Origin of the sequence: Veillonella magna DSM 19857, assembly GCF_000428745.1 — a bacterium.
In the GTDB taxonomy this organism is placed as follows: domain Bacteria; phylum Bacillota; class Negativicutes; order Veillonellales; family Veillonellaceae; genus Veillonella_A; species Veillonella_A magna.
In genome coordinates, this window is the sequence record NZ_AUAN01000004.1 from 1 (window position 1) to 24,519 (window position 24,519).

23 protein-coding genes are annotated in these 24,519 nt (G+C 45.7%); 7 read left to right on the forward strand and 16 right to left on the reverse strand.

Annotated elements, in window-relative coordinates; all coding sequences use genetic code 11:
• Positions 1-364 precede the first annotated feature (364 nt).
• Positions 365-895, forward strand: coding sequence for a flavin reductase (locus G344_RS0100825; RefSeq protein WP_028254527.1), 531 nt, complete (start codon positions 365-367; stop codon positions 893-895).
• Between the two features lie 519 nt (positions 896-1,414).
• On the opposite strand, the gene G344_RS0100830 is transcribed toward G344_RS0100825, so the two are convergent.
• From G344_RS0100830 to ftcD, 3 genes are all read right to left on the reverse strand, one after another.
• Positions 1,415-2,035, reverse strand: coding sequence for a cyclodeaminase/cyclohydrolase family protein (locus G344_RS0100830; RefSeq protein ID WP_028254528.1), 621 nt, complete (start codon positions 2,033-2,035; stop codon positions 1,415-1,417).
• A 24-nt stretch (positions 2,036-2,059) separates the two neighbouring features.
• Positions 2,060-3,730, reverse strand: a complete 1,671-nt coding sequence (locus G344_RS0100835; RefSeq protein WP_028254529.1) for a formate--tetrahydrofolate ligase — start codon at positions 3,728-3,730, stop codon at positions 2,060-2,062.
• A gap of 198 nt (positions 3,731-3,928) precedes the next feature.
• A complete protein-coding gene (gene ftcD, locus G344_RS0100840) occupies positions 3,929-4,822 on the reverse strand; it encodes a glutamate formimidoyltransferase (protein WP_028254530.1) in 894 nt (297 codons plus the stop codon).
• Between the two features lie 223 nt (positions 4,823-5,045).
• On the opposite strand from ftcD, the gene G344_RS0100845 reads away from it, so the two are divergent.
• Positions 5,046-5,633: a HutD family protein gene (locus tag G344_RS0100845; RefSeq protein WP_028254531.1), complete on the forward strand. Its 588-nt coding sequence runs from the start codon at positions 5,046-5,048 to the stop codon at positions 5,631-5,633.
• 377 nt (positions 5,634-6,010) lie between these two features.
• Here the strand turns inward: G344_RS0100845 and G344_RS0100850 are convergent, their stop codons facing one another.
• Both G344_RS0100850 and G344_RS11350 read right to left on the reverse strand, forming a co-directional pair.
• A complete protein-coding gene (locus tag G344_RS0100850; RefSeq protein ID WP_038154664.1) occupies positions 6,011-6,235 on the reverse strand; it encodes a sulfurtransferase TusA family protein in 225 nt (74 codons plus the stop codon).
• Between the two features lie 104 nt (positions 6,236-6,339).
• On the reverse strand, positions 6,340-6,978 hold the full coding sequence (locus G344_RS11350; protein WP_051245633.1) for a YeeE/YedE thiosulfate transporter family protein: 639 nt from the start codon (positions 6,976-6,978) through the stop codon (positions 6,340-6,342).
• 260 nt (positions 6,979-7,238) lie between these two features.
• On the opposite strand from G344_RS11350, the gene G344_RS0100860 reads away from it, so the two are divergent.
• The gene (locus tag G344_RS0100860; RefSeq protein ID WP_051245635.1) at positions 7,239-8,126 is read left to right on the forward strand and encodes a YitT family protein; all 888 of its coding nucleotides are present in this window, start codon (positions 7,239-7,241) and stop codon (positions 8,124-8,126) included.
• 311 nt (positions 8,127-8,437) lie between these two features.
• Here the strand turns inward: G344_RS0100860 and G344_RS0100865 are convergent, their stop codons facing one another.
• The 3 genes from G344_RS0100865 to G344_RS0100875 form a co-directional block, all read right to left on the reverse strand.
• A complete protein-coding gene (locus G344_RS0100865; protein WP_028254534.1) occupies positions 8,438-8,896 on the reverse strand; it encodes a type III secretion system chaperone family protein in 459 nt (152 codons plus the stop codon).
• A gap of 104 nt (positions 8,897-9,000) precedes the next feature.
• On the reverse strand, positions 9,001-9,576 hold the full coding sequence (locus G344_RS0100870) for a xanthine phosphoribosyltransferase (RefSeq protein WP_028254535.1): 576 nt from the start codon (positions 9,574-9,576) through the stop codon (positions 9,001-9,003).
• 41 nt (positions 9,577-9,617) lie between these two features.
• A complete protein-coding gene (locus G344_RS0100875; RefSeq protein WP_308525904.1) occupies positions 9,618-10,508 on the reverse strand; it encodes a LysR family transcriptional regulator in 891 nt (296 codons plus the stop codon).
• Positions 10,509-10,648: 140 nt separating this feature from the next.
• Here G344_RS0100875 and G344_RS0100880 point away from each other — a divergent pair, with 140 nt between their 5' ends.
• The 4 genes from G344_RS0100880 (at position 10,649) to G344_RS0100895 (ending at position 17,984) form a co-directional block, all read left to right on the forward strand.
• Positions 10,649-14,407, forward strand: coding sequence for a phosphoribosylformylglycinamidine synthase (locus G344_RS0100880; RefSeq protein WP_028254537.1), 3,759 nt, complete (start codon positions 10,649-10,651; stop codon positions 14,405-14,407).
• A gap of 341 nt (positions 14,408-14,748) precedes the next feature.
• Positions 14,749-15,987, forward strand: coding sequence for an FprA family A-type flavoprotein (locus G344_RS0100885; RefSeq protein WP_028254538.1), 1,239 nt, complete (start codon positions 14,749-14,751; stop codon positions 15,985-15,987).
• 316 nt (positions 15,988-16,303) lie between these two features.
• Positions 16,304-16,816 (forward strand): Lrp/AsnC family transcriptional regulator, encoded by a 513-nt coding sequence (locus tag G344_RS0100890; protein WP_028254539.1) that lies wholly within the window; start codon positions 16,304-16,306, stop codon positions 16,814-16,816.
• On the forward strand, positions 16,809-17,984 hold the full coding sequence (locus G344_RS0100895) for an aminotransferase class I/II-fold pyridoxal phosphate-dependent enzyme (protein ID WP_028254540.1): 1,176 nt from the start codon (positions 16,809-16,811) through the stop codon (positions 17,982-17,984). The genes G344_RS0100890 and G344_RS0100895 overlap by 8 nt, the downstream gene beginning before the upstream one ends.
• Positions 17,985-18,066: 82 nt before the next feature.
• Here G344_RS0100895 and G344_RS0100900 read toward each other — a convergent pair whose 3' ends face one another.
• The 8 genes from G344_RS0100900 to hisB form a co-directional block, all read right to left on the reverse strand.
• A complete protein-coding gene (locus G344_RS0100900; protein ID WP_156886123.1) occupies positions 18,067-18,666 on the reverse strand; it encodes a hypothetical protein in 600 nt (199 codons plus the stop codon).
• Complete coding sequence (locus G344_RS0100905; RefSeq protein WP_028254542.1) at positions 18,623-19,441, reverse strand: amidohydrolase family protein; 819 nt, start codon at positions 19,439-19,441, stop codon at positions 18,623-18,625. Before G344_RS0100905 ends, G344_RS0100900 begins: the two co-directional genes overlap by 44 nt.
• Positions 19,442-19,646: 205 nt before the next feature.
• Positions 19,647-20,762 (reverse strand): HAD family hydrolase, encoded by a 1,116-nt coding sequence (locus G344_RS0100915; protein WP_028254543.1) that lies wholly within the window; start codon positions 20,760-20,762, stop codon positions 19,647-19,649.
• Positions 20,763-20,789: 27 nt separating this feature from the next.
• The gene (hisIE, locus tag G344_RS0100920) at positions 20,790-21,473 is read right to left on the reverse strand and encodes a bifunctional phosphoribosyl-AMP cyclohydrolase/phosphoribosyl-ATP diphosphatase HisIE (RefSeq protein WP_028254544.1); all 684 of its coding nucleotides are present in this window, start codon (positions 21,471-21,473) and stop codon (positions 20,790-20,792) included.
• A gap of 64 nt (positions 21,474-21,537) precedes the next feature.
• Entirely contained in the window at positions 21,538-22,293 is a 756-nt protein-coding gene (gene hisF, locus G344_RS0100925; protein ID WP_028254545.1) for an imidazole glycerol phosphate synthase subunit HisF, read from the reverse strand.
• Positions 22,294-22,314: 21 nt separating this feature from the next.
• Entirely contained in the window at positions 22,315-23,037 is a 723-nt protein-coding gene (gene hisA / locus G344_RS0100930; protein WP_028254546.1) for a 1-(5-phosphoribosyl)-5-[(5-phosphoribosylamino)methylideneamino]imidazole-4-carboxamide isomerase, read from the reverse strand.
• Positions 23,038-23,218: 181 nt separating this feature from the next.
• Complete coding sequence (gene hisH, locus G344_RS0100935) at positions 23,219-23,827, reverse strand: imidazole glycerol phosphate synthase subunit HisH (protein WP_028254547.1); 609 nt, start codon at positions 23,825-23,827, stop codon at positions 23,219-23,221.
• A 1-nt stretch (position 23,828) separates the two neighbouring features.
• Complete coding sequence (hisB, locus tag G344_RS0100940) at positions 23,829-24,500, reverse strand: imidazoleglycerol-phosphate dehydratase HisB (protein WP_277352580.1); 672 nt, start codon at positions 24,498-24,500, stop codon at positions 23,829-23,831.
• Positions 24,501-24,519 lie beyond the last annotated feature (19 nt).

Consider the following 24,519-nt stretch of genomic DNA (forward strand, 5'->3'; position numbering starts at 1 on the left):
ACGAAGGGCATTCTTCATAGCTATCACGGTTGGTCTTTTTGCATTCATAACTACAATTCTATTTTTCTAATCACTAACGACATTCGCAATCTTGAGCGGATGTCCCTTTCTGCGGGTTAGGACAAGCAGTCAGGTCTTACGGATGACGTGCCTACAATGGAGGTATCCCTCTTTTTTCTGTTATGACTTACGCAATCTTGAGTGGATATCCCTTTCTGCAGGTTAGGGAAAATATAACTATTGGAATCTAATGTATTGATTTATTATAAATGTAACTTTACAATATAAAAGCGAGTTACTTTTCTTATATGGTATCTCGTATTGAAAAAAGAGTTTGTTTGACGTAAAGAGAGGACGGTTTATCATGGTAGATTTCAAAGAAGAGGATTATAAAATTTTCCAGCTATTCGATAAAGACTGGGCTTTGGTTACCGCCGGCTCCATGGATATCTATAATAGTTGCACGTTAAGTTGGGGTGCTTTAGGCTCCATTTGGAACGGTCCCGGTCAAGCCCATCCGGCTGCTACAATTTATGTGCATCCGGCCCGTTATACCAGTGAGTTTTTGAAAAACAACGAGTTCTTTACGTTGAGCTTCTATGCTCCGGAGTATAAAAAAGCGCTTGCTTATATGGGATCTCATTCCGGTCGCAACGAAGATAAAGCTAAAGGCGCCGGGTTGACGCCAATTGCTTTCGGTAACGGTGTTACTTACGAAGAAGCAAAGGTCACTTTCCTATGTCGCAAGCTGTACATGCATCAATTCAGTCGTGAAGACTTAGCCAAGAATATCCAAGACTACTATGCAGCTGCGCCCCAAACTTACCCAGACTTCAACGGTGGTTGGCAACCACATTATCAAATTATCGGTGACATAATCGACATCAAGCGCTAATACAGTAAAAATAAATCCTATGTATAATAAAGCCCATATATCTTAGCAGACCGATTAGTAAATAACCTGCTTCGATATATGGTTTTTTTCCTAACGACCGGGCTTAAAACGTCGTATGCAAAAAAAGCCGACTATCTATGTCACTCCCTCTTTAATGACCTGACTAACAAAAGTCGAGGATATAAAAAGACCTCCCTTGATAGCCTTTCTCTTTATTCCTGACGACCGGGCTTAAGACGTCGTATGTAAAAAAAGCCGGCTATCTATGTCACTCCCTCTCTAATGCCCTGACTAGCAAAAGTCGAGGATATAAAAAGACCTCCCTTGATAGCCTTTCTCTTTATTCCTGACGACCGGGCTTAAGACGTCGTATGCAAAAAAGCCGGCTATCTATGTCACTCCCTCTTTAATGCCCTGACTGGCAAAAGTCGAGGATATAAAAAGACCTCCCTTGATAGCTATGAAGAATGCCCTTCGCAAGACCGGGCTTCAAAGAGCTATCAAGGGAGGTCTAATCATTTACAATACGACTTTTGAAAGTAAGGTCGTTTCCTTTGCATTCACTTCGCTTTCGATGGCTTCCATCTTAGCATTAAGCTCAGCTACAAAGGCTTCATCCTTAATGGATCCCAAATTAATTTTTACATTAAGGAACGCACCTTTTACGGCGACCCGCGCATTCATTGCAGCCACGGCACCATCGGTTACCGCATTTTGATTGCCTTTAGTAATGACTTCCTCGGCTAAGGCAAACAATTCATTTGCCGCCTCACCTACATGGAACGGCACAAGTGCCGCTTCCTTGGTTGCCGTTTGAATAGCTTCGGAACGAACCGCCTTTTCTTCATCCGTTCCCTTCGGCAATTTAAAAGCGGCCATAATCTTATTAAAAGCATTACTGTCTTCGTCAATAAAATTAACGAACTTCGTTTTTAATTCGCTTGCCTTTGCCTGTACGGCTTTCATATCGGCTTCCACCGCAGCATACTTTTCTTTCCCGATAGTAAGAGATGCTACCATTTCTACCAATGCTGCTGCCGATGCCGCATTAAGTGCCGCAATACTACCGCCACCCGGAGCCGGTGAACTGGAACCGGTTTCGTTAATAAATGCTTCTACGGATAATCCTTTTAATTCCATGAATATTCTCCCATTGTTTATATATTAGAAAAGTCCGGTAATCTTGCCATCTTCAGTTACATCCATAGCCAAAGCCGCCGGCTTCTTCGGTAACCCCGGCATAACCATAATATTACTGGTTTGGCAAACGATAAAACCTGCCCCGTTAGCTACGCGCACATCCTGTACAGTAATAGTAAAGTCCTTCGGTGCCCCCAATAAAGTAGGATCATCGCTTAAGGAATACTGTGTTTTAGCCATACAAACAGGCAGTTTATCTAAGCCCCATGCTTCCAACTGTTGAATTTGCTTCTTTGCATTTGGCGTAAATTCAACACCATTACCACCGTAAATACGTTGTACTACTTTTTCGATTTTTGTCGGAATGGGCTCATTAACATCGTACATCATAACCGGTTTAATATCCGTACCTTCTACCATAGCTGCCACCTGTTTAGCCATGTCGATACCGCCGGCACCGCCTTTTTCCCAGCATTCGTTGAGGGTAACATCTACGCCATAGCTGTCACATTTTTGAAGCAGCATATCGATTTCTGCCGGTGTATCCGTAGCAAATTTATTGATAGCTACCAAAACCGGTAACCCAAAAGCACGCATATTTTCTACCTGTTTAGCTAAGTTTACAAAGCCTTCGCCAACAGCTTTCGGATTTTCAATACCGAGGTCCTTCTTTGCTACGCCACCATGCATCTTCAATGCCCGAATCGTAGCAACCAAAACGACCGCATCCGGATAAATATCACCGTAATGACATTTAATATCCAGGAATTTTTCAGCCCCTAAATCCGCACCGAAGCCGGCTTCCGTAATAACAATATCGCCTAACTTCAAGGCTAATTTAGTCGCCAAAATAGAGTTACAACCATGAGCAATATTGGCAAACGGACCACCATGGACGATGGCCGGCGTATGTTCCAAGGTCTGCACCAAATTAGGTTTGATAGCATCCTTCATGAGCATTGCCATCGCCCCTTCACAACCCAGTTGATGTACATAGACAGGATCGCCATCAAGATTGCAACCAATAACAATGTTACCGAAGCGGCGTTTCAAATCTTCCAAGCTCGTTGCCAAGCAAAGGATAGCCATAATTTCCGAGGCAACGGTAATCATAAAACCGTCTTCTCTGGGGAAACCACATACCTTACCGCCTAATCCCACCGTTACATGACGAAGCGCCCGATCATTCATATCCATTACACGACGCCAAGAAACTTGACGCACATCGATACGCAATTCATTACCCTGGTGTACATGATTATCTATCATGGCTGCCAATAAATTATTAGCCGCTGTAATTGCATGCATATCTCCGGTAAAATGAAGGTTAATATCTTCCATTGGTACTACTTGAGCATAGCCACCACCGGCAGCGCCTCCTTTAATACCGAACACCGGTCCCAGCGATGGTTCGCGTAAAGCGATAATTGCGTTCTTACCTATTTTATTCAGCGCCTGACCGAGACCAATGCTGGTCGTCGATTTACCTTCGCCGGCCGGTGTAGGCGTAATAGCCGTTACCAACACCAATTTACCATCCGGTCGATCCTTAAGACGATTAAAAATATCCAAGGATACTTTCGCCTTATAATGACCGTACTGTTCCAGCTCTTCCGGTTTAATTCCGCAGTTGTCGGCAATGGTTGTTATCGGCTCCATTACGTTCTGTTGCGCAATTTCAATATCGCTTAACATGCGAGCACCTCCCATAATCTTCTCAATCTGAGTATCCACTGTAATAGTAACCACAAACAGTATCGGTGCCATCCGTAAGAACGGCAATACACCTACGATAACCTTTCAAACAAAAGAGTATCATCTTAAAGCAAGTCCTACCGGATAGCACACCTATACATTGTCACATATACAACATTGTATTACTAATTAACACGATTAATCAAGTAGCTGTTTTTCTAAAATCTGATTAATATCAAAGTTTTCAATCTGTAGGTAATACTCAGCTGCCATCAAGAGGGATTTCATCGGTACGGTGCCGATAATTTCACTGCCCACTACGCTGACGCCATAGCGACGAGCTTCCATCTTAATCATTTCAAAGGCTTGGTATACAGCGGATTTTTCATAGTTAACAAGGTTCATCGATACCTGTACTTGGTTGCGTTCTTCCAGCATAACTCCCATGGCCTTCACATAGCGCAAGCCACCGCCGATATGGCGCACCTTCTTAGCGATAGCATCGGCAATCGATAGGTCACTAGTGTTAAGATTTACATTAAACGCTACCAATGCAGCGCGTGCCCCTACAGCAGAGCAGCCGGATTTTTCATTCATTTCTGCCGGTCCATAGTCCGGTACCCATTCGGGATCCTTAATTTTTTCAAAGAAGCCTTCATACTGGCCTTTACGTACGGAAGCTAAGTTACGACGAGCTTCTTTCGTGCAAGCATCTTCATACAAATATACGGGAATGCCCATATCACCATACGCTTTGCCTACCGTATTGGCAATAGCCACACATTCTTCCATGGTTACTTCGGATACCGGTGTAAACGGTACAACGTCAACGGCACCAAAACGCGGATGAGCCCCTTCATGAGTGCGCATGTCAATGAGTTCGATAGCTACCTTGGCCATGTTAATAGCTGCTTCCGTAACAGCTTCCGGCGAACCAATAATAGTCACTACCGAACGGTTATGGTCAGCATCGCTGGAATAATCCAAAATACGAAGATTTTTAATTTTACGTGCTTCGTCAACGATTTTTTCCACCTTAGCCTTATCGCGGCCTTCACTGAAATTCGGGACAAATTCAACTAGCTTTGCCATAATACTACATCCTCCAGTCTTTTATACAGGTTCAAATGATTCTTCATACCGTATATCATACCGTATGTTCTTTGTTACGTCTAATGTTACATCAAATATCGACTAAAAAACGTCTATCACAATTTTGAATATTGATTTAATTTTTTGACCCATTTCAGACGTACGGGTTTTATAGTGTAGTCAGCGAGATAAGTTTGCTGATAATTATATTCGGGAGGGCTTCATGGAAATTACTGTCATTCCCCGTCAACGGGCGTTTTCCTCAACTTGGTCCGGTGGCACTACCACCGAGTTCTTTATCTCTCCTCACCAAAGCTCTTATCAAAAAAGAGACTTTGACATACGGATAAGCTCGGCTACAGTAGACCTTAATGAATCAGAATTTACCGTACTTTCCGGATATGATCGCATAATTACTCCGCTAACCAATCAATTGTACCTTTCCTTTCAAGAGACAGCGGACACCTATCACCTACAGCCATTGGATTTGGCTTTCTTTGATGGGGCTCACCATACGCATTGCGTGGGACGGGCCACCGACTTTAATGTGATGGTCCGCAAAGGCTTGAAGGCAACGGCAGATGTCCTCACAACGTCTACCTATCTCAAACCTGCAGCACATAGCTTTATCTATGTGCCAAGCCTTCAGCCTTCCCCTCTGCGGGGATCGTATTTGGAGCACAAACGACTACAAGGTGACACACTATATCATTTCACGCGGCAAAGTTCTCCGGCCTATCTTCATTTAGAAGAGTCGGGCTTACGCATCCTCTATGTCACAGTAGACAACGGTTCCGTTTCACTTCGGTAAAATTGCCGCAACGTTATAACCACACGCGTTGTTGTGCATTTTTATATATCGTATAGACTACCACTCTATACATACTCCATCTTCTTTACAAACAAAAGACCTCGGGCCTCCACGCTCGAGGTCTTTTGTTGTATGTATGTGACCGATGCTTCACTGCTTAATTTTTCCTATAAAGAAATACGATACTATAAAGTAAAACGATATTCCATCTCCTCAAAAACGATGCATATATATTGAAGTCATAAAAAATAGTAGCCCATCAACCTAAGTAATACTCTTCATAAGACTGAGCTTCCGCTGTCGATAGGCTACTTTTTTATCCCCATGTACAAAATATATGATCAACTATATGATCACTGTTTTATCTACACATGCTTTTATTTTTTCACAGTAATTTTCCACCCGGTCTTCAGCTTTTCAAAGCTTACTACATCATGTCCGTGTTCCTGACAATAGTTTGGTAAATTCACCGTAGCCTCGGGGCAGGTAAATTCTACTTCTACGATATCTCCCGCCTGTAGCGGTTCTAATGCCTCTTTCATTTTCATCAACGGAACGGGACAATCCAAACCTTTCGTATCAATTGTAATCACTTGAGCCATTATCATAACCTCCTTATTACACACCTAATTTATTACTCATTTGTATTACTTGTTCTCTCAAAATTATTATTTACTGCATACCCATAGATATAACGTCATTGCTGTCAGCTTTGCTGAACCTTATCGCGATTACGCATCAAATACAACCTGGTAGCCGTCCAAACACCAAGATAAATGAACACCAATGAGTACCAAGCTTTCATTGAAAATTGCGATGTACCAACCATAACATTTCCTACAAAGCATCCCGATGCCCATACAGCACCTATCCCCATCAATACACTACCGATGACAGTTAATACCATAGGTTTTGCTTTTGGACGTACAACAGCAATCGTATTAAGCTGTCCCGTAATTGATTTAAGTGCTCCCACTTTAGCCGTATAGGCGCTGACGGTAAATACGGCTACCGATAACCAGCCAATCAATCGGCCATCACCGCACTTTATCAACGAGGAAGCAATACACCCATTACAAAGCACCGCACCGATACCGAACATCAGACTCCCCAAGGCAATTCGAAATAGCGAAAACGGTGCTAATGCCGGTGCCGCCACTGCTTCACTGCCTACTAACCCAAAATACAAAAACGCTTCTGTAAAAATGATGGCCGGAATATAAATAAAATTATACGTCCGACCTTCCATCACGATATCGCGTGTAATCCCTGTAGCACAAAATCGACTGCGTTTTAAGAAGTATCCAAACAATACACCGAACAACAATCCCGATAATAAATGCATCCCATCTCCTCCTACCTATGCTTAATTGTTTATTAGCTTGTATTATCATAATAACCGATACTCCAAGTAATCACAATTTTGAAATTCAAATAAGAGCTTAGCATTTATTATACTTTCCTATAAATCACACAACCTTACCGATTACGCAAAAAAGTGTATCTACACTGACAAAATATAAATACGCTCTTCATATATCTTTTGTTATCCATCCGTGATATGATAGTACGTAAGCGTAACCATTGTTAGAAAGGATGTATATCATGAATACGTTAACTCGCACCACAGTGAAGGATTTTCTAATTCCTTATGTGGCCACTTTTGTCGGTTGTTTACTGGTTGCTATTGCAGTAAACGCCTTTTTTGTTCCATTCCAACTCTTAAGCAGTGGCATCAGTGGGGTAGCTATTATCATTTATTATATTTTCAATATGCCTATCGGCATGGCTATCTTTCTTCTCAATATCCCAATCATGATTGCTTGCTACAAATTTATGGGGCGCAGCTATACCATCGTAAGTATCGTCGGCACCGGTATCTTATCCGTGCTCGTTGATGCTACCGCCTTTTTATCCGAGTGGCATCTCATCCACGATGCGATGACTTCCTGTATTACCGGTGGTTTACTCTCCGGTATTGGCTTTGGGATTATTTACAAGTACGACGGCAACAGCGGCGGTCTCGACGTAGTAGGGGCCATTGTCAAAAAATTTTATTCCTTAGAAATGGGTACGGCCGTCATGATTATCAACACGGTTATCCTTTTCTGGGCGGCCTATTTATTCTCCTTGGAAAAAGCAATTCTTACCTTTGTATCCATTTATATTACTGCCGTCATTACCAACAAAGTGGTCTTGGGCATGAAACAACGCAAAGCGATCATTATCATTTCCAGTAAGCCGGAAAAAATTGCACAGCTCCTCATTCACTATGTCGGACGCGGCGTTACCTTCTTTCACGGCGAAGGTGCCTACACCAGCCAGGAAAAGCAGGTCATCTACAGCGTAATTAAGTTGACCGAGGTTGCCAAGGTAAAAGCTATCATCAACCGCGTAGATCCTCAAGCCTTTATGACAATCAGCGATGCATCGGAAGTTGTGGGACAAGGCTTTACACTTCCTTTAGCACCACCGCCGACAAAACATATTTAAAGGCTGTAGGCATACTGCTTGATGAATTGTATTGGAATCACATGGACTACTCCTCATCCACGCTATATATCCAACTTTTATGTGCCGGCCTTTACTCCATATAAATTATATGACTAATGAAAAAATTATAATGAAAAAGATAGGTCACGAAATTATTTTCATGACCTATCTTTTTTATATCGGTGACTACAGTTCCATCAGCGACTATAGCTACCATTCACATTTCATTATATCGCGATACACCTACACATTATATCGCAGTGCAATTACACATTCTATCACGGTGCAATCGCAGCATCGTCGTGTACTAGTTAATTAACAGTGCCTTCTTCTTCCTTGCGGCCCCATACTTTTTCCATCAACTGCGGATAGTATTCTTCCACATGAGGCAACAAAATCTGGCCGATTAAGTACAATACCAATTCCGGATTAAACTCTTCTACCAAGGATGGGATACTGATATCCATGTATACGCCACCGTCTTCGGCAATATAATATTTAAAGATTTTAAATTTGCCGTTCAACTCACTAAGATATTCAGCAACTTGACCGCGGCGTTCAGCTGGTACGGCAGCGGACACAGCAATCATCCGTGCCATGGTGAATACCGTATCATCCAATACGATAAAGAGAGGGAAACGCTGCGAAGCTGCTTCCAGGAAACCTCGGTACACAACGGAATTAAATTCATCCGTCATTTCCTCTTTAGTGAACCACTGTAAATTACGTTCTTCCAAAAAGGCATCAAATTTTTTTGCTTTCTCGTTCATTATACACACCTTACCTCTCCACCGACATTGTCGGCTACAGATATAACACACCACACGGCATTGTCATATCTACCCTATTACACATGCACAACGTAGTGCAAATACTAGTCTTCCATAAATACGCAATGGTTATCTTCGAATGCCTTAATGCGCACTAAGGACTGTACGTTATAACCGGCGCGTTCCAAACGTTCACGACCGGGCTGGAAAGATTTTTCGATAACGATAGCAATCCCTTCTACCGTATCGCCGGCACTTTCTACCAATTTAGCCAATCCCATCGCTGCTTCACCACTGGCCAAGAAATCGTCGATAATTAAGACTTTTTCGCCGGCCGGCAAGAACCGTTTGGAAATGGTCACATCATAATTTTCTTCCTTTGTATAGGAATATACTACGGAATGATACACATCATCCGTCATAAGAATTGATTTTTTCTTGCGAGCAAATACAAGGGGCACATCCATTTCAATAGCTGCCTGCAAGGCAATGGCAATCCCTGATGCTTCGATAGTTACAATGCGTTCTATGCCGGCATCCTTAAAACGAGCGGCAATTTCCTTACCGATAGCAACAAACAGCTTAGGATCAATTTGATGATTTAAAAAGCTATCTACTTTCAATACGCGATTGTTGAGTACAATCCCTTCTTCGTTGATTCGCTGCTTTAATATATCCATGTTGCTTATAACCTCCCTATGCTTGTCTTATTAATGTATCACTATTTTACCAAGAGGTCAATAAATTTCGACGCCGCCCGTGAAATCGGAGTCAAACGCGAACGAACCAAGACGGTCTTTCTCTCCGGTACTACAATATTTGTTTTAATTTCTACGACCTTGCCTTCCTTCAAGCGATTCTTGAGAAGCATATCCGGTACTAAAGAAATTCCCATGTTGATTTCCACCAAATCCAGCAATACGTCAAGGCTTCCCAATTCGAAGGCCGGCTTCTTGCAGCGATGATTCGTAATTTCATCGAAGAAGGTGCGACTGGCTGCGCCCTGCGATAAAAGAAGCAGCGGCTCCTGCAATAAACGCTCTTCGTCGAATTCGCCCGCATTCGCATACGCCGGACCGCCTACAAAGACATCGCGCATCGGTGCCAGCTCAATAACCTCTAACTGCGGATCCGCCATCAATTCATCATAGTTATTAACCACTGCCAATTGTGCTTCGCGGTCCAGCACCATTTGCACGCACTGAGGCGACGGACGGTTTGTAATCTGCAAACCCGTTTCTTTTTCTTGCTCCTGCCATTCTTTGAAATACGGCAACAGGAAGTGACGGCATAATGTGTCCGTAGCAGCCAGCTTCAGGCTTTCCTGTTCATGCGTAACCCGTTCCTGCAGCTGTGTGACACCATTGTCTAAAATAGAAAACGCTTTCGCTACAGTATCAAATAATTCCTTACCTTCCGGTGTAAAAGCAACCGACTTAGTGGTACGCTCAAATAATGTAATTTTTAATTCCTTTTCCAGCTGCTTAATGCTCTGACTGATCGCCGACTGCGATACGCCGATATCCTTGGCTGCCTTAGAAAACGACAAGTGGAGACCCACTCCAAAAAATGTGCGGTATAAATCTGTAGATATGCTCATTTTGATTACCATTCCTTAATTATTATATTCTAAGATTATCTTTACTTATAAGTCTAAACCGTATATACTAATATTGTCAATACACCTACTTAAATTTTATTTAAAATGCTAATAGGTTTATTCTTGTGTTGCTCTCATACGAGGAGGTCATCATGTCAATTTACCGTCTTTATGTCCGTAAACGTTCCGCCTTTGCCCAGGAAGCGGCTCGTGTGCTCCGTACCATTCAAACCGAACTAGCCGTTCCGGCTACGGCTGTTACAATTTATGAACGCTATGATATCGAAGGCATTTCGCCGGACGCACTGGCTAATGCACAGCGTCTTATTTTTTCCGAACCACCGGTAGATGAAGTCTTCACCGAGCTTCCGGAAGAAGCGTCCACACGTTTGCTCATCACCGAGTATGTGCCCGGTCAATACGATCAGCGTGCCGATTCTGCCGAACAATGTCTGGCCATGTTGACTCTCGAAGCCGGTGCCACTGTTCGCGTAGCTCGTGTCTATGCTATCCAAGGTACTATCAGCGATACCGATTTTGACGCTATTAAATCATATTATATAAATCCCGTGGATTCTCGCGAAGGTACCAAGGAGTTGCCTGCGTCCTTACAACTTGCTGTAGAACCGGCAAAACCGGTGGCCCGTCTTACCGGTTTTTGTGCCGCCGATACCGCCGGACTGCAAGGCTACATTGATGACTTAGGACTTGCTATGACCTTGGCCGACTTGCAGTTGATTCAAAACTACTTCGCCAACGAAGAGCATCGCGAACCGAGCTTAACGGAAATCCGCGTATTGGATACATATTGGTCCGATCACTGCCGTCATACCACTTTTATGACGGAACTGACGGATATCACCATTGAAGACGCTCCGCTGACAGCTCCCATTAAAGCGGCCCTTGCCGAATACACCGACGGTCGTACCGCCATATACCAATCGCGCCACAAAGCACGAACGCTAATGGATATGGCAACTCTTGCCGTCAAAGAACTTCGCGCCCAAGGCGGTCTTACTAATCTTGATGTATCCGACGAAATCAATGCCTGCACTATTATCGTACCGGTCACTGTTGACGATCACGAAGAGGAATGGCTGCTGCTCTTTAAAAACGAAACCCACAATCATCCGACGGAAATCGAACCGTATGGCGGTGCCGCTACCTGTCTCGGCGGTTGTATTCGCGATCCTTTGAGCGGTCGTGCCTATGTATACCAAGCGATGCGCGTTACCGGCTCCGGTGATCCGCGCACACCGCTTGCGGCTACGCCGGCCGGCAAATTACCACAGTATAAAATTACCACCGGCGCTGCCAAAGGCTATAGCTCTTACGGCAACCAAATCGGTCTTGCTACCGGTGAAGTGCGTGAATACTATCATCCCGGTTATGTAGCCAAGCGCATGGAAATCGGTGCCGTTGTCGGTGCCGCTCCTCGTCATGCCGTGCGCCGCGAAGCACCGCAGCCCGGCGATATCGTCGTTCTCTTAGGCGGTCAAACCGGGCGCGACGGCTGCGGTGGTGCTACCGGCTCCTCCAAAGCCCATGACGTAACCTCCCTCAGCACGTGCGGAGCGGAAGTTCAAAAAGGTAACCCCTTAACGGAGCGCAAGATTCAACGCTTATTCCGTCGACCGGAAGTAACGACCCTCATCAAACGTTGCAACGACTTCGGTGCCGGCGGTGTATCCGTAGCCATCGGCGAACTCACTGACGGTCTTCGCATCAATCTTGATGCCGTACCTAAAAAATATGAAGGCTTGGACGGTACGGAGCTTGCCATCTCCGAATCGCAAGAACGCATGGCTTGCGTCATTGAAGCCGCTTCATGGAGCACCTTTAAGTCCTACTGCGACGAAGAAAACGTTGACGCTACTATCGTTGCCGATGTAACCGATCACAATCGCCTCACCATGACATGGCAAGGGGATACCATCGTAGATATTAGCCGCGACTTTTTAAATACCAATGGTGCCAGCCAAAAGCAATCGGCTCACATTACAGCTCCTTCCGGTTCTTTCTTTGCTGCTCCAACCGGTGTGATTGGCAATGTCGATGAATTAGGCACTGCCTGGAAAGCAACCATGGCAGACCTTTCCATCGCCTCGCAACAAGGATTGAGCGAATGCTTCGATAGCACCATCGGCGCCGGCACAGTGCTTATGCCATTCAGCGGTCTTTATCAAAAGACACCGGTACAGGGTATGGCGGCTAAACTGCCGGTACTGAATGGAGAAACTACGACGGCCAGCCTTATGACTCACGGCTTCCAACCGTACCTATCCGCCTGGAGTCCTTTCCACGGTGCACAATACGCCATTCTCTTATCTGTGGCTAAACTCGTTGCCTTAGGTGGTAAACGTGAAACGGCGTATCTTACTTTACAAGAATATTTTGAACGTCTTGGGGCAGACCAAACAGCCTGGGGCAAACCAACCGCTGCATTACTCGGTGCCTACCACGCTCAAAAGGAATTAGGCATTGGTGCCATCGGCGGCAAGGACTCTATGTCCGGTACCTTTATGGACTTAACCGTACCGCCTACCTTGGTATCCTTTGCGGTAACAACGGCTCACGTAGACGATATTCTCACACCTGATTTAAAAGAGGCCGGTCATGCTCTTGTTATGCTGCGAGTACCGCGCCAAGCCGATGAAACCCCGGACTGGGATGTATTTAAAGCCCATTGCGATACGATTGCTCGCCTCAACACCGACCGCCGTATCAGCGCTGCCTATGTCATCGAAGATGGCGGTATCGCTGCTGCCACAGCAAAAATGGCCTTCGGTAATCGCTGCGGTGTATCGTTTGATCCGGCTCTCAGCCCAAGCGATCTCTTCGCACCGCACTACGGTTCTTGGCTGCTTGAAGTCGATGTGCCTACTGCCGATGAACTAACAGAAGACGCTCACACCATTCGCATCGGTACCGTTACCTATGCCGCTGCTATGACCCTGGGCAACGAAACAGTCTCACTTGACGAACTTGAGCGCGCCTATGACGCCACCTTGGATCCTATTTTTCCGCAACACGCACCGTCCGGTCAGGGCGAAGCCGTTGCCTATATTTATGATCGTCGGCCGCAGCCGCGAAGCACCTCCCTTGGTGCCTCGCCGCGCATTGTGATTCCTGTCTTCCCCGGTACAAACTGCGAATTCGACTCCGCTCGTGCCTTTGAACGCGCCGGCGGTATTGCCGATATTGTGGTTATTCGCAATCGCACCGCACAACAGTTAGCCGACTCCATTCAAGTGATGAAGGAAAAAATCGACAACGCACAAATTCTCTTCTTCCCGGGCGGCTTCAGTGCCGGTGATGAACCGGACGGTTCCGGTAAATTTATGGCTACCCTCTTCCGCAATCCCTATCTGACGGAAGCACTGGAGAATTTATTATATAAACGCGACGGTTTGGCACTCGGTATTTGCAACGGCTTCCAAGCACTCATTAAGCTCGGCCTCTTGCCGTACGGCCACGTGGCTCCGTTAACCGCCGACAGCCCTACGTTGACCTATAATACTATCGGTCGCCATTTATCCGGTATGGTCCGCACTAAGGTCATCTCTACTCATTCCCCATGGATGTGTGAAGCCAAAGCCGGCGATATTTACACCGTACCGATTTCTCACGGCGAAGGTCGTTTTATCGCTTCACCGGCACAGGTAGTAGAGTTTAATCGCACCGGTCAAATTGCTACGCAGTACGTAGACATGGAAGGTATTGCTTCTTATGATGCACGCTTTAATCCCAATCAGTCCGTGGCTGCCATCGAAGGTCTTTTCAGTCCCGATGGTCGTGTCTTCGGCAAAATGGCTCATGTAGAACGCGTTGGCTACGGCGTAGCTAAAAATATCCCCGGTGAAAAGGTAATGCCTATCTTTACCTCCGGCGTTAATTACTTTAAAGCTTAATTACTCCAAAGCTTTATTACTTCAAAAGTTAATTACTTCAAAAGTTAATTATTTCAAAAGCTAATTATCTGCATATAAGCGTATATGTAGATAGCTATATGCCCTATGTAACACAATCCTAACGATGCAAAACACGGTTTCCCCCATCGGTAACCGTGTTTTCTTCTGATTGACTCTAATGCATGAAAGTCACGCATAATTTATATACCACTTGACCAGAAAATTATGAGATTTGTTGCCGTAAATATTGATTATCCCGAAAAATACGGGTATCATAATGGATAGCGAATAATTTTAGGGGCATAACAAGCTCTTCTTATTCTCATGAAAGGATGTATACCATGCATTGCGTACAAAAATTGACAGATAATATCTATTGGATCGGCAGTAACGATTGGGACACCGAACGTTTTGAAAATTTATTTCCCATTCCCTTAGGCGTTAGCTATAACTCCTATTTCATCGACGATGAAAAAACTTGTATCGTCGATTCCGTTGACGACAGCATTCGTCAAGAGTTCTTTGACAATGTAGAACATTTACTGAACGGTCGTCAGTTGGACTACCTTATCGTAAACCACATGGAACCGGACCATTGCTCCACCTTGGTGGAACTCATCGACCGCTACCCGAACGTAAAAATGGTAGGTAACCGTACTACCTTCCGCCTGTTTGAACAGTTCTACGGTCGTCCGTGCCCGGATAACTACTATGAAGTAAAAGAAGGCTCCACCATCGAGCTCGGCAAACACACCTTGCATTCCTACACAATGCCGATGGTACATTGGCCGGAAGTAACCTGTACCTTTGAATCCACTACAGGTATTCTTTTCTCCGCCGATGCCTTCGGTACTTTCGGTACGATTAACGGCAACATCTTTGCAGACCAGCTTGATTTTGAACGCGTATACGAAGACGAAGCACGTCGCTACTACACCAATATCGTAGGTAAATACGGTGTTCAGGTACAAAACGCGATTAAAAAAGCGTTGCCGTTGGGCATTAAAATGATTGCTCCGCTTCACGGCCCGATTTGGCGTACACCGGAAAGCATTAACTACATGATTCAAAAATACATGCACTGGAGCACATACTCCGCCGAAAAGAAAGGCGTTGTTATCGCTTTTGGTTCCATGTACGGCAACACCGCCGAAATGGCACAACAGCTTGCCAAGCTATTATCCTTACGCGGCATTACGGACATTAAAATTTATGACGTATCCAAGACCAACGCATCCTACATCATTGCCGATGCTTGGAAATACAGTCATCTCGTTTGTATGGCACCGACCTATAATCTTGCCTTGTACTTAACTATGGAAAACCTTCTTTATGAATTGAAGGCATTGAACTTCCACAATCACAAGGTATCCATCGTCGGTAATCATTCTTGGGCCTCCGCAGCCATGAAACGCATGGTGGATTACTTCACCAACGAATTCAAGGATATGGAAATTGTCGGTACACCGCTCGACATTCGCGGTGCTCTTCATCCGGCACAGCGTCCGCTTTTTGAAAAATTGGCTGACGATATCGTTGCTTCCATTAACGCTACTGAAATTAAAACATTCAGCCTCTAAGAATCCTTTCTCGGCTGACAGACAAAAAATATAAATCGTTCATCTTACACACATCACGCGTTACCTGCAAACCTGTGCCGGTAACGCGTGATACATAAAAAAGGGGCTACTTTTCCAATAGAGTAGCCCCTTTTTTAGTTACTTCTTTCACCATAGCCTTTATTTCGTTAGGGATGCATGACAAATTTATATAACTCATGTCTTTTCTAACGAGAATAACGTGATACAATAAAGAGTACCTATTTACAGGTACCTATTCCATTGCTATGTATTCGGAATATCGTTTCCGGATCTACAAGAAAGGAGATTTGACACAATGACTACGTCCAATGTAACAGCTTCAGACAGAAAGCTTCTCGACCTTTTGGCGGATGACGCCAAACTTACTGCCGCGCAACTGGCGGCCATGCTCAATACTACGGAGGAAGCCGTCGCGGCACGCATTGCCGAATTTGAAGCGGACGGTATCATCCGTGGCTATCAGGCGATTGTAGACTGGGAACGCGTCGATGCTAATAAATCCATGGCACTCATTCAATTACAGGTAGTGCCCGAACCGGAACAGGGCTTCGATAAATTAGCACACCGCATCATGCAGCTCGACCAAGTAGAAGGGGTGTACCTCATGTCAGGCGGCTACGACTTAACCGTTGTCGTGCAAGGGGAAAGCATGCGTGACATCGCCCTTTTCGTAGCTCGTCGCCTATCCACCCTCGATGGCGTCCGCGCTACAATGACCCACTTTATTTTGAGCCGCTATAAAGATAGAAATGTAATCTATCATGATGAGGCTGTTCGCGAAACAAGGAGCTATGTATTCGATGATTAATTATTCCGACTTTTTAAATAAAGAAGTGGCTGCTATCAAGCCTTCCGGCATTCGCCGTTTCTTTGATATTGCCAGCGAAATGGACGATGTGATTTCTCTTAGCATCGGAGAACCTGATTTTTCTACACCATACCATATCCGTGAAGCCGGTATCGATGCGTTAGAGCAAGGGAAAACTTGGTACTCCCCTAACCGCGGCTTTATGGAACTGCGCAATGAAATCAGTCACTGGTTCTCTCGCAAATATCAGGTAGACTACGACCCGTCTACGGAAGTACTCGTATCCGTCGGCGGATCGGAAGCTATTGATTTATGTCTGCGCACCCTAGTCAATCCCGGCGATGAAGTACTCATTGTCGTCCCCAGCTTTGTATGCTACATACCTATGACCGAACTGGCTATGGGCATCCCCGTGCCGGTACAAACCACGGCAGAAGATAATTTCCGACTCACTGCCGAAAATCTTCGCCGTCACATTACGCCGAAGAGTAAGGTATTGGTGTTCCCCTTCCCGAACAATCCTACCGGTGCCGTTATGCGCCGCGAACATTTAGAAGAAATCGCTGCCGTTGTTAAAGAACATAATCTCATGGTTCTTTCCGACGAACTATACAGCGAGCTCACTTACGGCGATGAACCGCATACCACTATCGCTTCTTTGCCGGGCATGAAGGAACGCACTATCGTCATTAACGGTTTCTCCAAAGCCTATGCCATGACGGGTTGGCGCCTTGGTTTTGCCGTAGGACCGGAACCGATCATTACACACATGACCAAGGTTCATCAGTACGCTATTATGAGCGCACCTACCATGGCACAATATGCTGCCGTCGAAGCTTTGCGCAACGGTGACAAGGATATCGTCTACATGCGCGATCAATATGATTTGCGTCGTCGCCTTTTAGTAGACACACTGAATCAACTGGGATTAACCTGCTTCGAACCGGAAGGGGCCTTCTATGTGTTCCCTGACATTCGCAGTACCGGTTTAACCTCGGAAGAGTTCTGTGAAAAATTATTGTATTCGCAACACGTCGCCGTTATACCGGGCAATGCCTTCGGCGATTGCGGTGAAGGCTTTGTTCGTATCGCTTATGCTAATTCATTGGAAAATGTAAAAGAAGCATTGCGGCGAATTAAAGTATTCTTAGATACGCTAGAAAAATAAATACTGTTATAAAAAGTGATTGCCCTATATCGCAAGCGCGTCATTCGTAAGACTTGACCGCTAAGATATAGGGCAATCACTTTTAATGATTTTTCAGGGTATCTTCATACTCATTCATATAGTCTTCCTGCGTATCAATAGGTGCTTCTTTCGGTGGCACCCGATACGATGAGGTATCTTGCTCATAATAGCGCATATCCTCCGGCCAATCCCCCGGACATAACCCCTCCGGTGCATAGGCGGCTTGTACCTTCGGCGCTACCGCAAAAGGCCATCCGCGATAGTCCTTGAGGCGCCACAGATGAAGATCATCCAGAGTAGCCCCGCTATGTGAGCAATCATGACTCTTCCAAGCTGCATACTTATTTACATACTCATCCAACATATCTTTGTCATAGGTCTTTCCCGTCATGCACACGGTACCGCTTTCAATAACAATCGGCAATATACTTTCACCATACGTTTCCAGGAGTGCTCTCGCCAAGGTATCGTAAATCATACGCAACCAAACTGTCATAGCCTCCTGTGTATACAGGTCTACATAATATCTACAGGTAATGCGCTCTTCATCTGAACCAAACCAGTGATGAATGGTTTGGCGTGTCCTATCGCAGCCAATAACATATAGATTTTTTAATTTACAAAAGCTCCTTTGGTCGATAGATTCGCTTTGCATTTTCATAGAATACAGCCTCCCACGCTTCTTCCGGCACAATATGCTTTGTAAAGTTAATGTAATCCCCATAATTTGCCAGCGGCCAATCCGTCCCGAACATAAAACGCGAATAATCTTGCAAAATTGTCAGCTGACCTTTCAGTTGCTCTACAAAATACGCATTCTTACGATAGAAGGCTTCCTCATCGGGAAGCTTACCGGCCAAAATTCCGGATAAGTCGGCAGCTACGTTTTGATTTTTCATCATAACTGCTACAGCATCCATAAACCACGGCTCACCCATGTGGCACATGACAAATTGTACATGAGGATGACGTACCGCCGCATCATCCAATACCATGGGGTGACTGTATTTTAATAGTGCCGTATCCGTTGCCGTAAGACCGGTATGGACTGCTACGGGTTTATTATACTTCTCTGCCAATTCATAAATCGGATCAAATCGGAACTCATAAATATAAAAATAGCTGTAGCCGGGATAAAATTTAATTCCCACACAGGTATCACGTCTGAGGTGTTCTTCCAATAGCGGCATCTGCTCTTCAATACGATTAAAATCAAAGGTTTGATGGCCAATGCCTACACAGTAGCTCAAGTGCTGTGGATACTCACAGTTCGTCTCCGTAATCGGCTTGTTCCCCATTACAATCCCGTGTACTACATTATGTTCTTTATAGGTATCGGCCAAATGTGCCGCTGTATTTACATGACCTGCCTCTTCGGCAATCACATCCCAATAGCCCCCTTGCTCAAAATGAAGGTGGGCATCAATAATTTTCATCTATGATAACCTCCATTGTGTACAATATATTTCTATCCTTATTATAGCATAGCTGTAAAGTAAGAAACGGCAGCCTTGTGATGACAGGAACACTTTTCATCATCGTCCCTGTCATCACAATGACTGCCGTCATCATAACTACTATCTTACTTTATATTTAACTGTCCATGTAATTCCGCATCGGAGTGTATAGTCAGCCACCTATTCATCCTATAAGTTCACGTACCTTGGCAATGGCTTCCAATACATCCGCCACAATATAATCAGCACCGGCGGCTTTAAGCTCATCCCGTGCCGCTTCACCGGTAAGACCGGTCAAAGTAGCCACGCTGATGGCATCTATTTCTTTGGCCGCCAATATATCGGCTACACTGTCACCGATAATATACACGGTATCCTCTTTACGATACCACCGCTCCGGTTCCGTTGCATAGGATACATAGTTTGCCGGCGTATTGCCCCACCAAGCTGCTTGGTAGGTAAAAGGATTTGGCTTGTCCCACCGGCCATAGCCCAATTGTGTTTCTACCATTGTGGCATCATCCTTGGTTCCTACATGATTTTTTGCAAAGAGTGTCCACAGGCCAAGATCCGTAAGCGGCGTTTTTGCTTCGTGAAGTGTCCGCCCCGTACCAATCCCGATAACGACGCCTGCCTGCTTCAATTCTTCTAAGGCTGCTCGCAACGTAGGTATATCGGCTAAGGGTGTTTCTCGATGTAAAAAGCCCGGTTTCCCCGTCGCCTCGTCCCCGAGATACCAATTCTGAAACAGGCGTACATGCATATCCCATAAGGCTCCGCCCAAATCGGCCCAACCTTGACCGCCCATGCGTTCTTCCGCCAGCTGCGCCAAGGCGGTAAATACGCCGTCCTTATCCGTATCAGCGGGGATGTGTGACTGTAGCCAGTGCAAGACTTCCTGTGGCTCCGGTCGCCGACTGGTGGCAAAATAGTCCCGCCAACGGCATACTACCGCATCGGTAATGACACGTACGCCGTCACAGGGAAGTGCTGCTTCCGGCATAGCTTTTCGCTTTTCCTCGGTCATCATCGCCATAGTAGCTACAATGTGTGCGTGATCCATATCCCAATTCGAATTAATTCCGAATTGTTTAAGCCATGCCAACAGACGATCATTGTCCCAGTAATACGTTCGCAAATGCCGCACCGTTTCCTCCGGCGGATTCGTATTGATGGATTCATCAAGACGACCTAAATAGGCCGGACTTTTATACCATTCCCATACGGTTAACGCCGATACGTCAAAGCAACGCTCCTCACTGAGCAGTACACCATCCACATCAAACAACGCATAGTTCATATATATATCTTATTGCCTCCTGTTATATCAAAAAGTTTTATCGAGGTGACCCACTTCTTTCTTATTACCTTGTTTATGACTGCGGCGGCTTAATTCCGCCATCACATCTTGTAATGTAACGCCACGGTCTTCCCACAATACAGCCAAATGATACAACAAATCTGCAGATTCTGCAACAATTTCTTGTTTATTGCCATTTTTTGCCGCAATAATTACCTCTGCACTTTCTTCACCAATCTTTTTCCCTATTTTATCGATGCCGGTACGTAGTAAATATTCTGTATATGATGTTTCACTATGCGTATGTCTAGTCGCTTCAATGCGCCGCACCAGGTCGGCTAAAACATGCGGCCCTTCCGCTTCGCCGTCTGCCGGAAGCAATGTATCGTAAAAGCACGATTCCGCCCCGGTATGACAGGCCGGTCCGTCTGCTTTCACACGCACCAACAATGTATCTGCATCACAGTCGGTGGCAATGGATACGACCTGCTGCGTATGTCCCGACGTACCGCCCTTATGCCACAGTTCTTGACGACTGCGACTATAGAACCACGTTTCACCATCTGTTAAGGTTCGACGCAGGGACTCTTCATTCATGTATGCTACCATAAGTACCTTATCGGTGCGCTCCTCTTGTACGACTGTCGGAATCAATCCTTGTTCGTTATAAGTCAATTGCCGTACAATTGCCGTTATCTCCTCACTTGTCATATCTATCGCCCTCTTCTCTCTTCGAAAATCTATGCCCGTCTATGTCCGAGACACTGTCATCAATTTATAGCCGTACCGGTATACCCTTACTCTTCAACAATCGTTTAATATCTCTGATGGCAACGCGTCTAAAATGAAAAATCGACGCAGCCAAGGCAGCGTCAACCTGTGCCTGTGTAAATACGTCTACAAAATCTTCTGCTTTACCGGCCCCTCCGGAGGCAATAACGGGTATATGCAATTCCTTCGTAAGTCGCCTGCACAGCTCAATGGCAAAGCCCTCCGTTTCACCATCCTGGTCCATGGCATTAATGCATATCTCTCCGGCCCCCAATGCTTCGCCTTGCTTGGCCCAGGCAATGGCATCGAGGCCCGTATCTTCTCGACCGCCCTTCACATATACATGCCAGCTGTCGCCATAACGCTTCGCATCAATGGATAGTACCACACATTGGCTGCCATATACTTCAGCCGCTTCGCGAATCAATGCCGGCCTTTGTACGGCTGCGGAATTAACAGATACTTTATCGGCACCGGCTTTTAAAAGGGCATCAAAATCTTCCAACGATCCTACACCACCACCGACGGTAAAGGGGATGGTAATTGTCTCCGCTACCGCTCTGACTACATCTAGAAAAATACTTCGTCCCTCGTAGGAGGCGGTAATATCATAGAAAACGAGTTCGTCTGCACCTTCGTCGCTGTAACGTTTCCCCAGTTCTACCGGATCGGCTACATCCTTTATATTCTTAAATTGCTGTCCCTTTACTACGCGCCCATTGCGTATATCAAGACAAGGTACGATACGCTTTGCCAGCATACGCTTCCTCCTTTGTAATCATTACTTTTCATTCTGTAGCTGCCGAATGTCTGCCATTGTTACGGCGCCTTCGTAAAGAGCCCGCCCCGTAATGGCACCGTAAAGGCCTACGTTACGACACTGCTCCAAATCGGCTACACGGCTGATACCGCCGGAAGCGATAATGTTTATACCACCCAATGCATGTGCCGCCGTAAGCGCCGGTATATTAGGGCCCGTCATCATGCCGTCACGACTAATGTCTGTATAAATAAAGGTCGTTACACCACGATGCTTCATCGCATCAATAACGTCCAATGCCCGTTGCTCGCTGGTAGCTACCCAGCCGTGTGTGGCTACAAAACCATCACGGGCATCTACGGATACGGCAATAGCTTCGCTGCCGTAACGCTGCACTATCGTTTCAACCCAATCCGGATCGGCTACGGCTTTAGAGCCGATAATCACACGACGCACACCGCTTTCTAAATAATCCGCCACTGCTTCCTCACTGCGAATGCCGCCGCCTACTTCAATGGGAATCGTTACGGTCTTCGCAATACGAGCTATACAATCACGACTGGTTCTGGTCCCCGCAAAGGCTCCGTCTAGATCAACGATATGGAGCCAAGCGGCACCTTCGTCAGCTAACTTCTGTGCCATCGCCACCGGGTCATCGCCATATACAGTGACCTTGTTCTTTTCTCCTTGTTTAAGTCGTACACATTGTCCGCCCTGTATATCTATGGCCGGAAATACAATCATAGGTACTCTTCCTTTCTACGCGCTTCATACACATACATCTATCTGCGCACATCTACATCCAATATCTATATACGCTTCATTATTTATCTGCCTTTCTGGATTCATGTGCAGGTCTAGCTCTACATGCATTTCTACTCTTTCTCGATTCATCATGGCAACTACCTTTGCTTCGCAATCACGGCTATAGACACTGCCGCAAATTTACCAATAGCTGATGACCAACGGCACCGCTTTTTTCCGGATGAAATTGCATGCCAATGAGTCCTTCGCCTGTTACAATGCCCGGTATGGGCTGACTGTTGTAATCCGCATACGCCAGGACATCATCGGACAGCGGTGGTGTTTTACCATAGGAATGAACAAAGTACACATATGGTGACGATGGCAGGTTCTCGGCCAGTGGATGTTCGTCACGAAACACCAACTCATTCCAACCCATATGAGGAATCTTTGGCACATTCGTTAGTTTTTCAATACGCCCCGGCAAAAAGCCTAAGCATGGAACCGCACCATCCTCAAAGGAAATATCATATAGCAGTTGCATTCCCAGACAGATACCGACCAATAACTTCTTAGCTTCAACCCGCTCACGCAGTACCGGCACTAGACCGGTAGCTTCCAACGCAGCCATTGCCGGTGCCGCCGCCCCTACGCCGGGCAATACTACGATAGGTGCTTTCTTAATTTCGGCCGCCTCCTTAGTGAGTACCGGTTCATAGCCGGCCCGCGTCAATGCATAGCCTACATTGGCTACATTGCCGACACCATAATCTACAATGGCTACCTTCATCTTACAGTACTCCTTTCGACGATAACACAGCCGTTGAGTTAACCCGCGTTACTGCTTGACGCACTGCATGTGCCCAGCTTTTGAATACCGCTTCCGCCTTATGATGGTTATTAGTTCCATAAAGGCAACTGATGTGAAGATTACAAGCGCTGTGCACGGCAAATGCATAGACGAATTCACGAACCATCTCGGCTTCCATCGTCCCCAAATACGGTACGGTAAATTCTACATCGAACACCATATACGGTCGCCCGCTGAAATCAATAACCGTGCGTACCAAGGTTTCGTCCATAGGGCAATAGAAGTGACCGTACCGTGCGATTCCTTTTTTATCGCCCAATGCTTCTTTGAATGCTTCACCCAGCACGATACCGATATCCTCTACCGTATGGTGCGTGTCAACATCCAGATCCCCGGTTGCCTCTATCTGTAAGGTGAAACCGCCGTGTACGGCAAACAAGGTCAGCATATGATCTAAAAAGCCAATGCCCGTCGTTCCTATAAAACTTCCGTCGCCATCTAGTATCAGCGTCAGCGCAATATCTGTTTCTTTTGTTGTTCGCCGCAGCGATGCTTGCCGTACGGCTGTATCTTCCATAGGTCTCCCTTCTTTCTTCATAACCATGTTGTTACTCTGCTTTGCCATCTCTGTTACCGTGCCAATAGTATGCATTATCTATTGACTTCTTGTC

Excerpts from the sequence above, each read along its gene's own strand:
- G344_RS0100825 (WP_028254527.1), top strand. The coding sequence starts at position 365 with ATGGTAGATTTCAAAGAAGAGGATTATAAAATTTTCCAGCTATTCGAT.
- G344_RS0100830 (WP_028254528.1), bottom strand. The coding sequence starts at position 2,035 with ATGGAATTAAAAGGATTATCCGTAGAAGCATTTATTAACGAAACCGGT.
- G344_RS0100835 (WP_028254529.1), bottom strand. The coding sequence starts at position 3,730 with ATGTTAAGCGATATTGAAATTGCGCAACAGAACGTAATGGAGCCGATA.
- ftcD (WP_028254530.1), bottom strand. The coding sequence starts at position 4,822 with ATGGCAAAGCTAGTTGAATTTGTCCCGAATTTCAGTGAAGGCCGCGAT.
- G344_RS0100845 (WP_028254531.1), top strand. The coding sequence starts at position 5,046 with ATGGAAATTACTGTCATTCCCCGTCAACGGGCGTTTTCCTCAACTTGG.
- G344_RS0100850 (WP_038154664.1), bottom strand. The coding sequence starts at position 6,235 with ATGGCTCAAGTGATTACAATTGATACGAAAGGTTTGGATTGTCCCGTT.
- G344_RS11350 (WP_051245633.1), bottom strand. The coding sequence starts at position 6,978 with ATGCATTTATTATCGGGATTGTTGTTCGGTGTATTGTTTGGATACTTC.
- G344_RS0100860 (WP_051245635.1), top strand. The coding sequence starts at position 7,239 with ATGAATACGTTAACTCGCACCACAGTGAAGGATTTTCTAATTCCTTAT.
- G344_RS0100865 (WP_028254534.1), bottom strand. The coding sequence starts at position 8,896 with ATGAACGAGAAAGCAAAAAAATTTGATGCCTTTTTGGAAGAACGTAAT.
- G344_RS0100870 (WP_028254535.1), bottom strand. The coding sequence starts at position 9,576 with ATGGATATATTAAAGCAGCGAATCAACGAAGAAGGGATTGTACTCAAC.
- G344_RS0100875 (WP_308525904.1), bottom strand. The coding sequence starts at position 10,508 with ATGGTAATCAAAATGAGCATATCTACAGATTTATACCGCACATTTTTT.
- G344_RS0100880 (WP_028254537.1), top strand. The coding sequence starts at position 10,649 with ATGTCAATTTACCGTCTTTATGTCCGTAAACGTTCCGCCTTTGCCCAG.
- G344_RS0100885 (WP_028254538.1), top strand. The coding sequence starts at position 14,749 with ATGCATTGCGTACAAAAATTGACAGATAATATCTATTGGATCGGCAGT.
- G344_RS0100890 (WP_028254539.1), top strand. The coding sequence starts at position 16,304 with ATGACTACGTCCAATGTAACAGCTTCAGACAGAAAGCTTCTCGACCTT.
- G344_RS0100895 (WP_028254540.1), top strand. The coding sequence starts at position 16,809 with ATGATTAATTATTCCGACTTTTTAAATAAAGAAGTGGCTGCTATCAAG.
- G344_RS0100900 (WP_156886123.1), bottom strand. The coding sequence starts at position 18,666 with ATGAAAATGCAAAGCGAATCTATCGACCAAAGGAGCTTTTGTAAATTA.
- G344_RS0100905 (WP_028254542.1), bottom strand. The coding sequence starts at position 19,441 with ATGAAAATTATTGATGCCCACCTTCATTTTGAGCAAGGGGGCTATTGG.
- G344_RS0100915 (WP_028254543.1), bottom strand. The coding sequence starts at position 20,762 with ATGAACTATGCGTTGTTTGATGTGGATGGTGTACTGCTCAGTGAGGAG.
- hisIE (WP_028254544.1), bottom strand. The coding sequence starts at position 21,473 with ATGACAAGTGAGGAGATAACGGCAATTGTACGGCAATTGACTTATAAC.
- hisF (WP_028254545.1), bottom strand. The coding sequence starts at position 22,293 with ATGCTGGCAAAGCGTATCGTACCTTGTCTTGATATACGCAATGGGCGC.
- hisA (WP_028254546.1), bottom strand. The coding sequence starts at position 23,037 with ATGATTGTATTTCCGGCCATAGATATACAGGGCGGACAATGTGTACGA.
- hisH (WP_028254547.1), bottom strand. The coding sequence starts at position 23,827 with ATGAAGGTAGCCATTGTAGATTATGGTGTCGGCAATGTAGCCAATGTA.
- hisB (WP_277352580.1), bottom strand. The coding sequence starts at position 24,500 with ATGCATACTATTGGCACGGTAACAGAGATGGCAAAGCAGAGTAACAAC.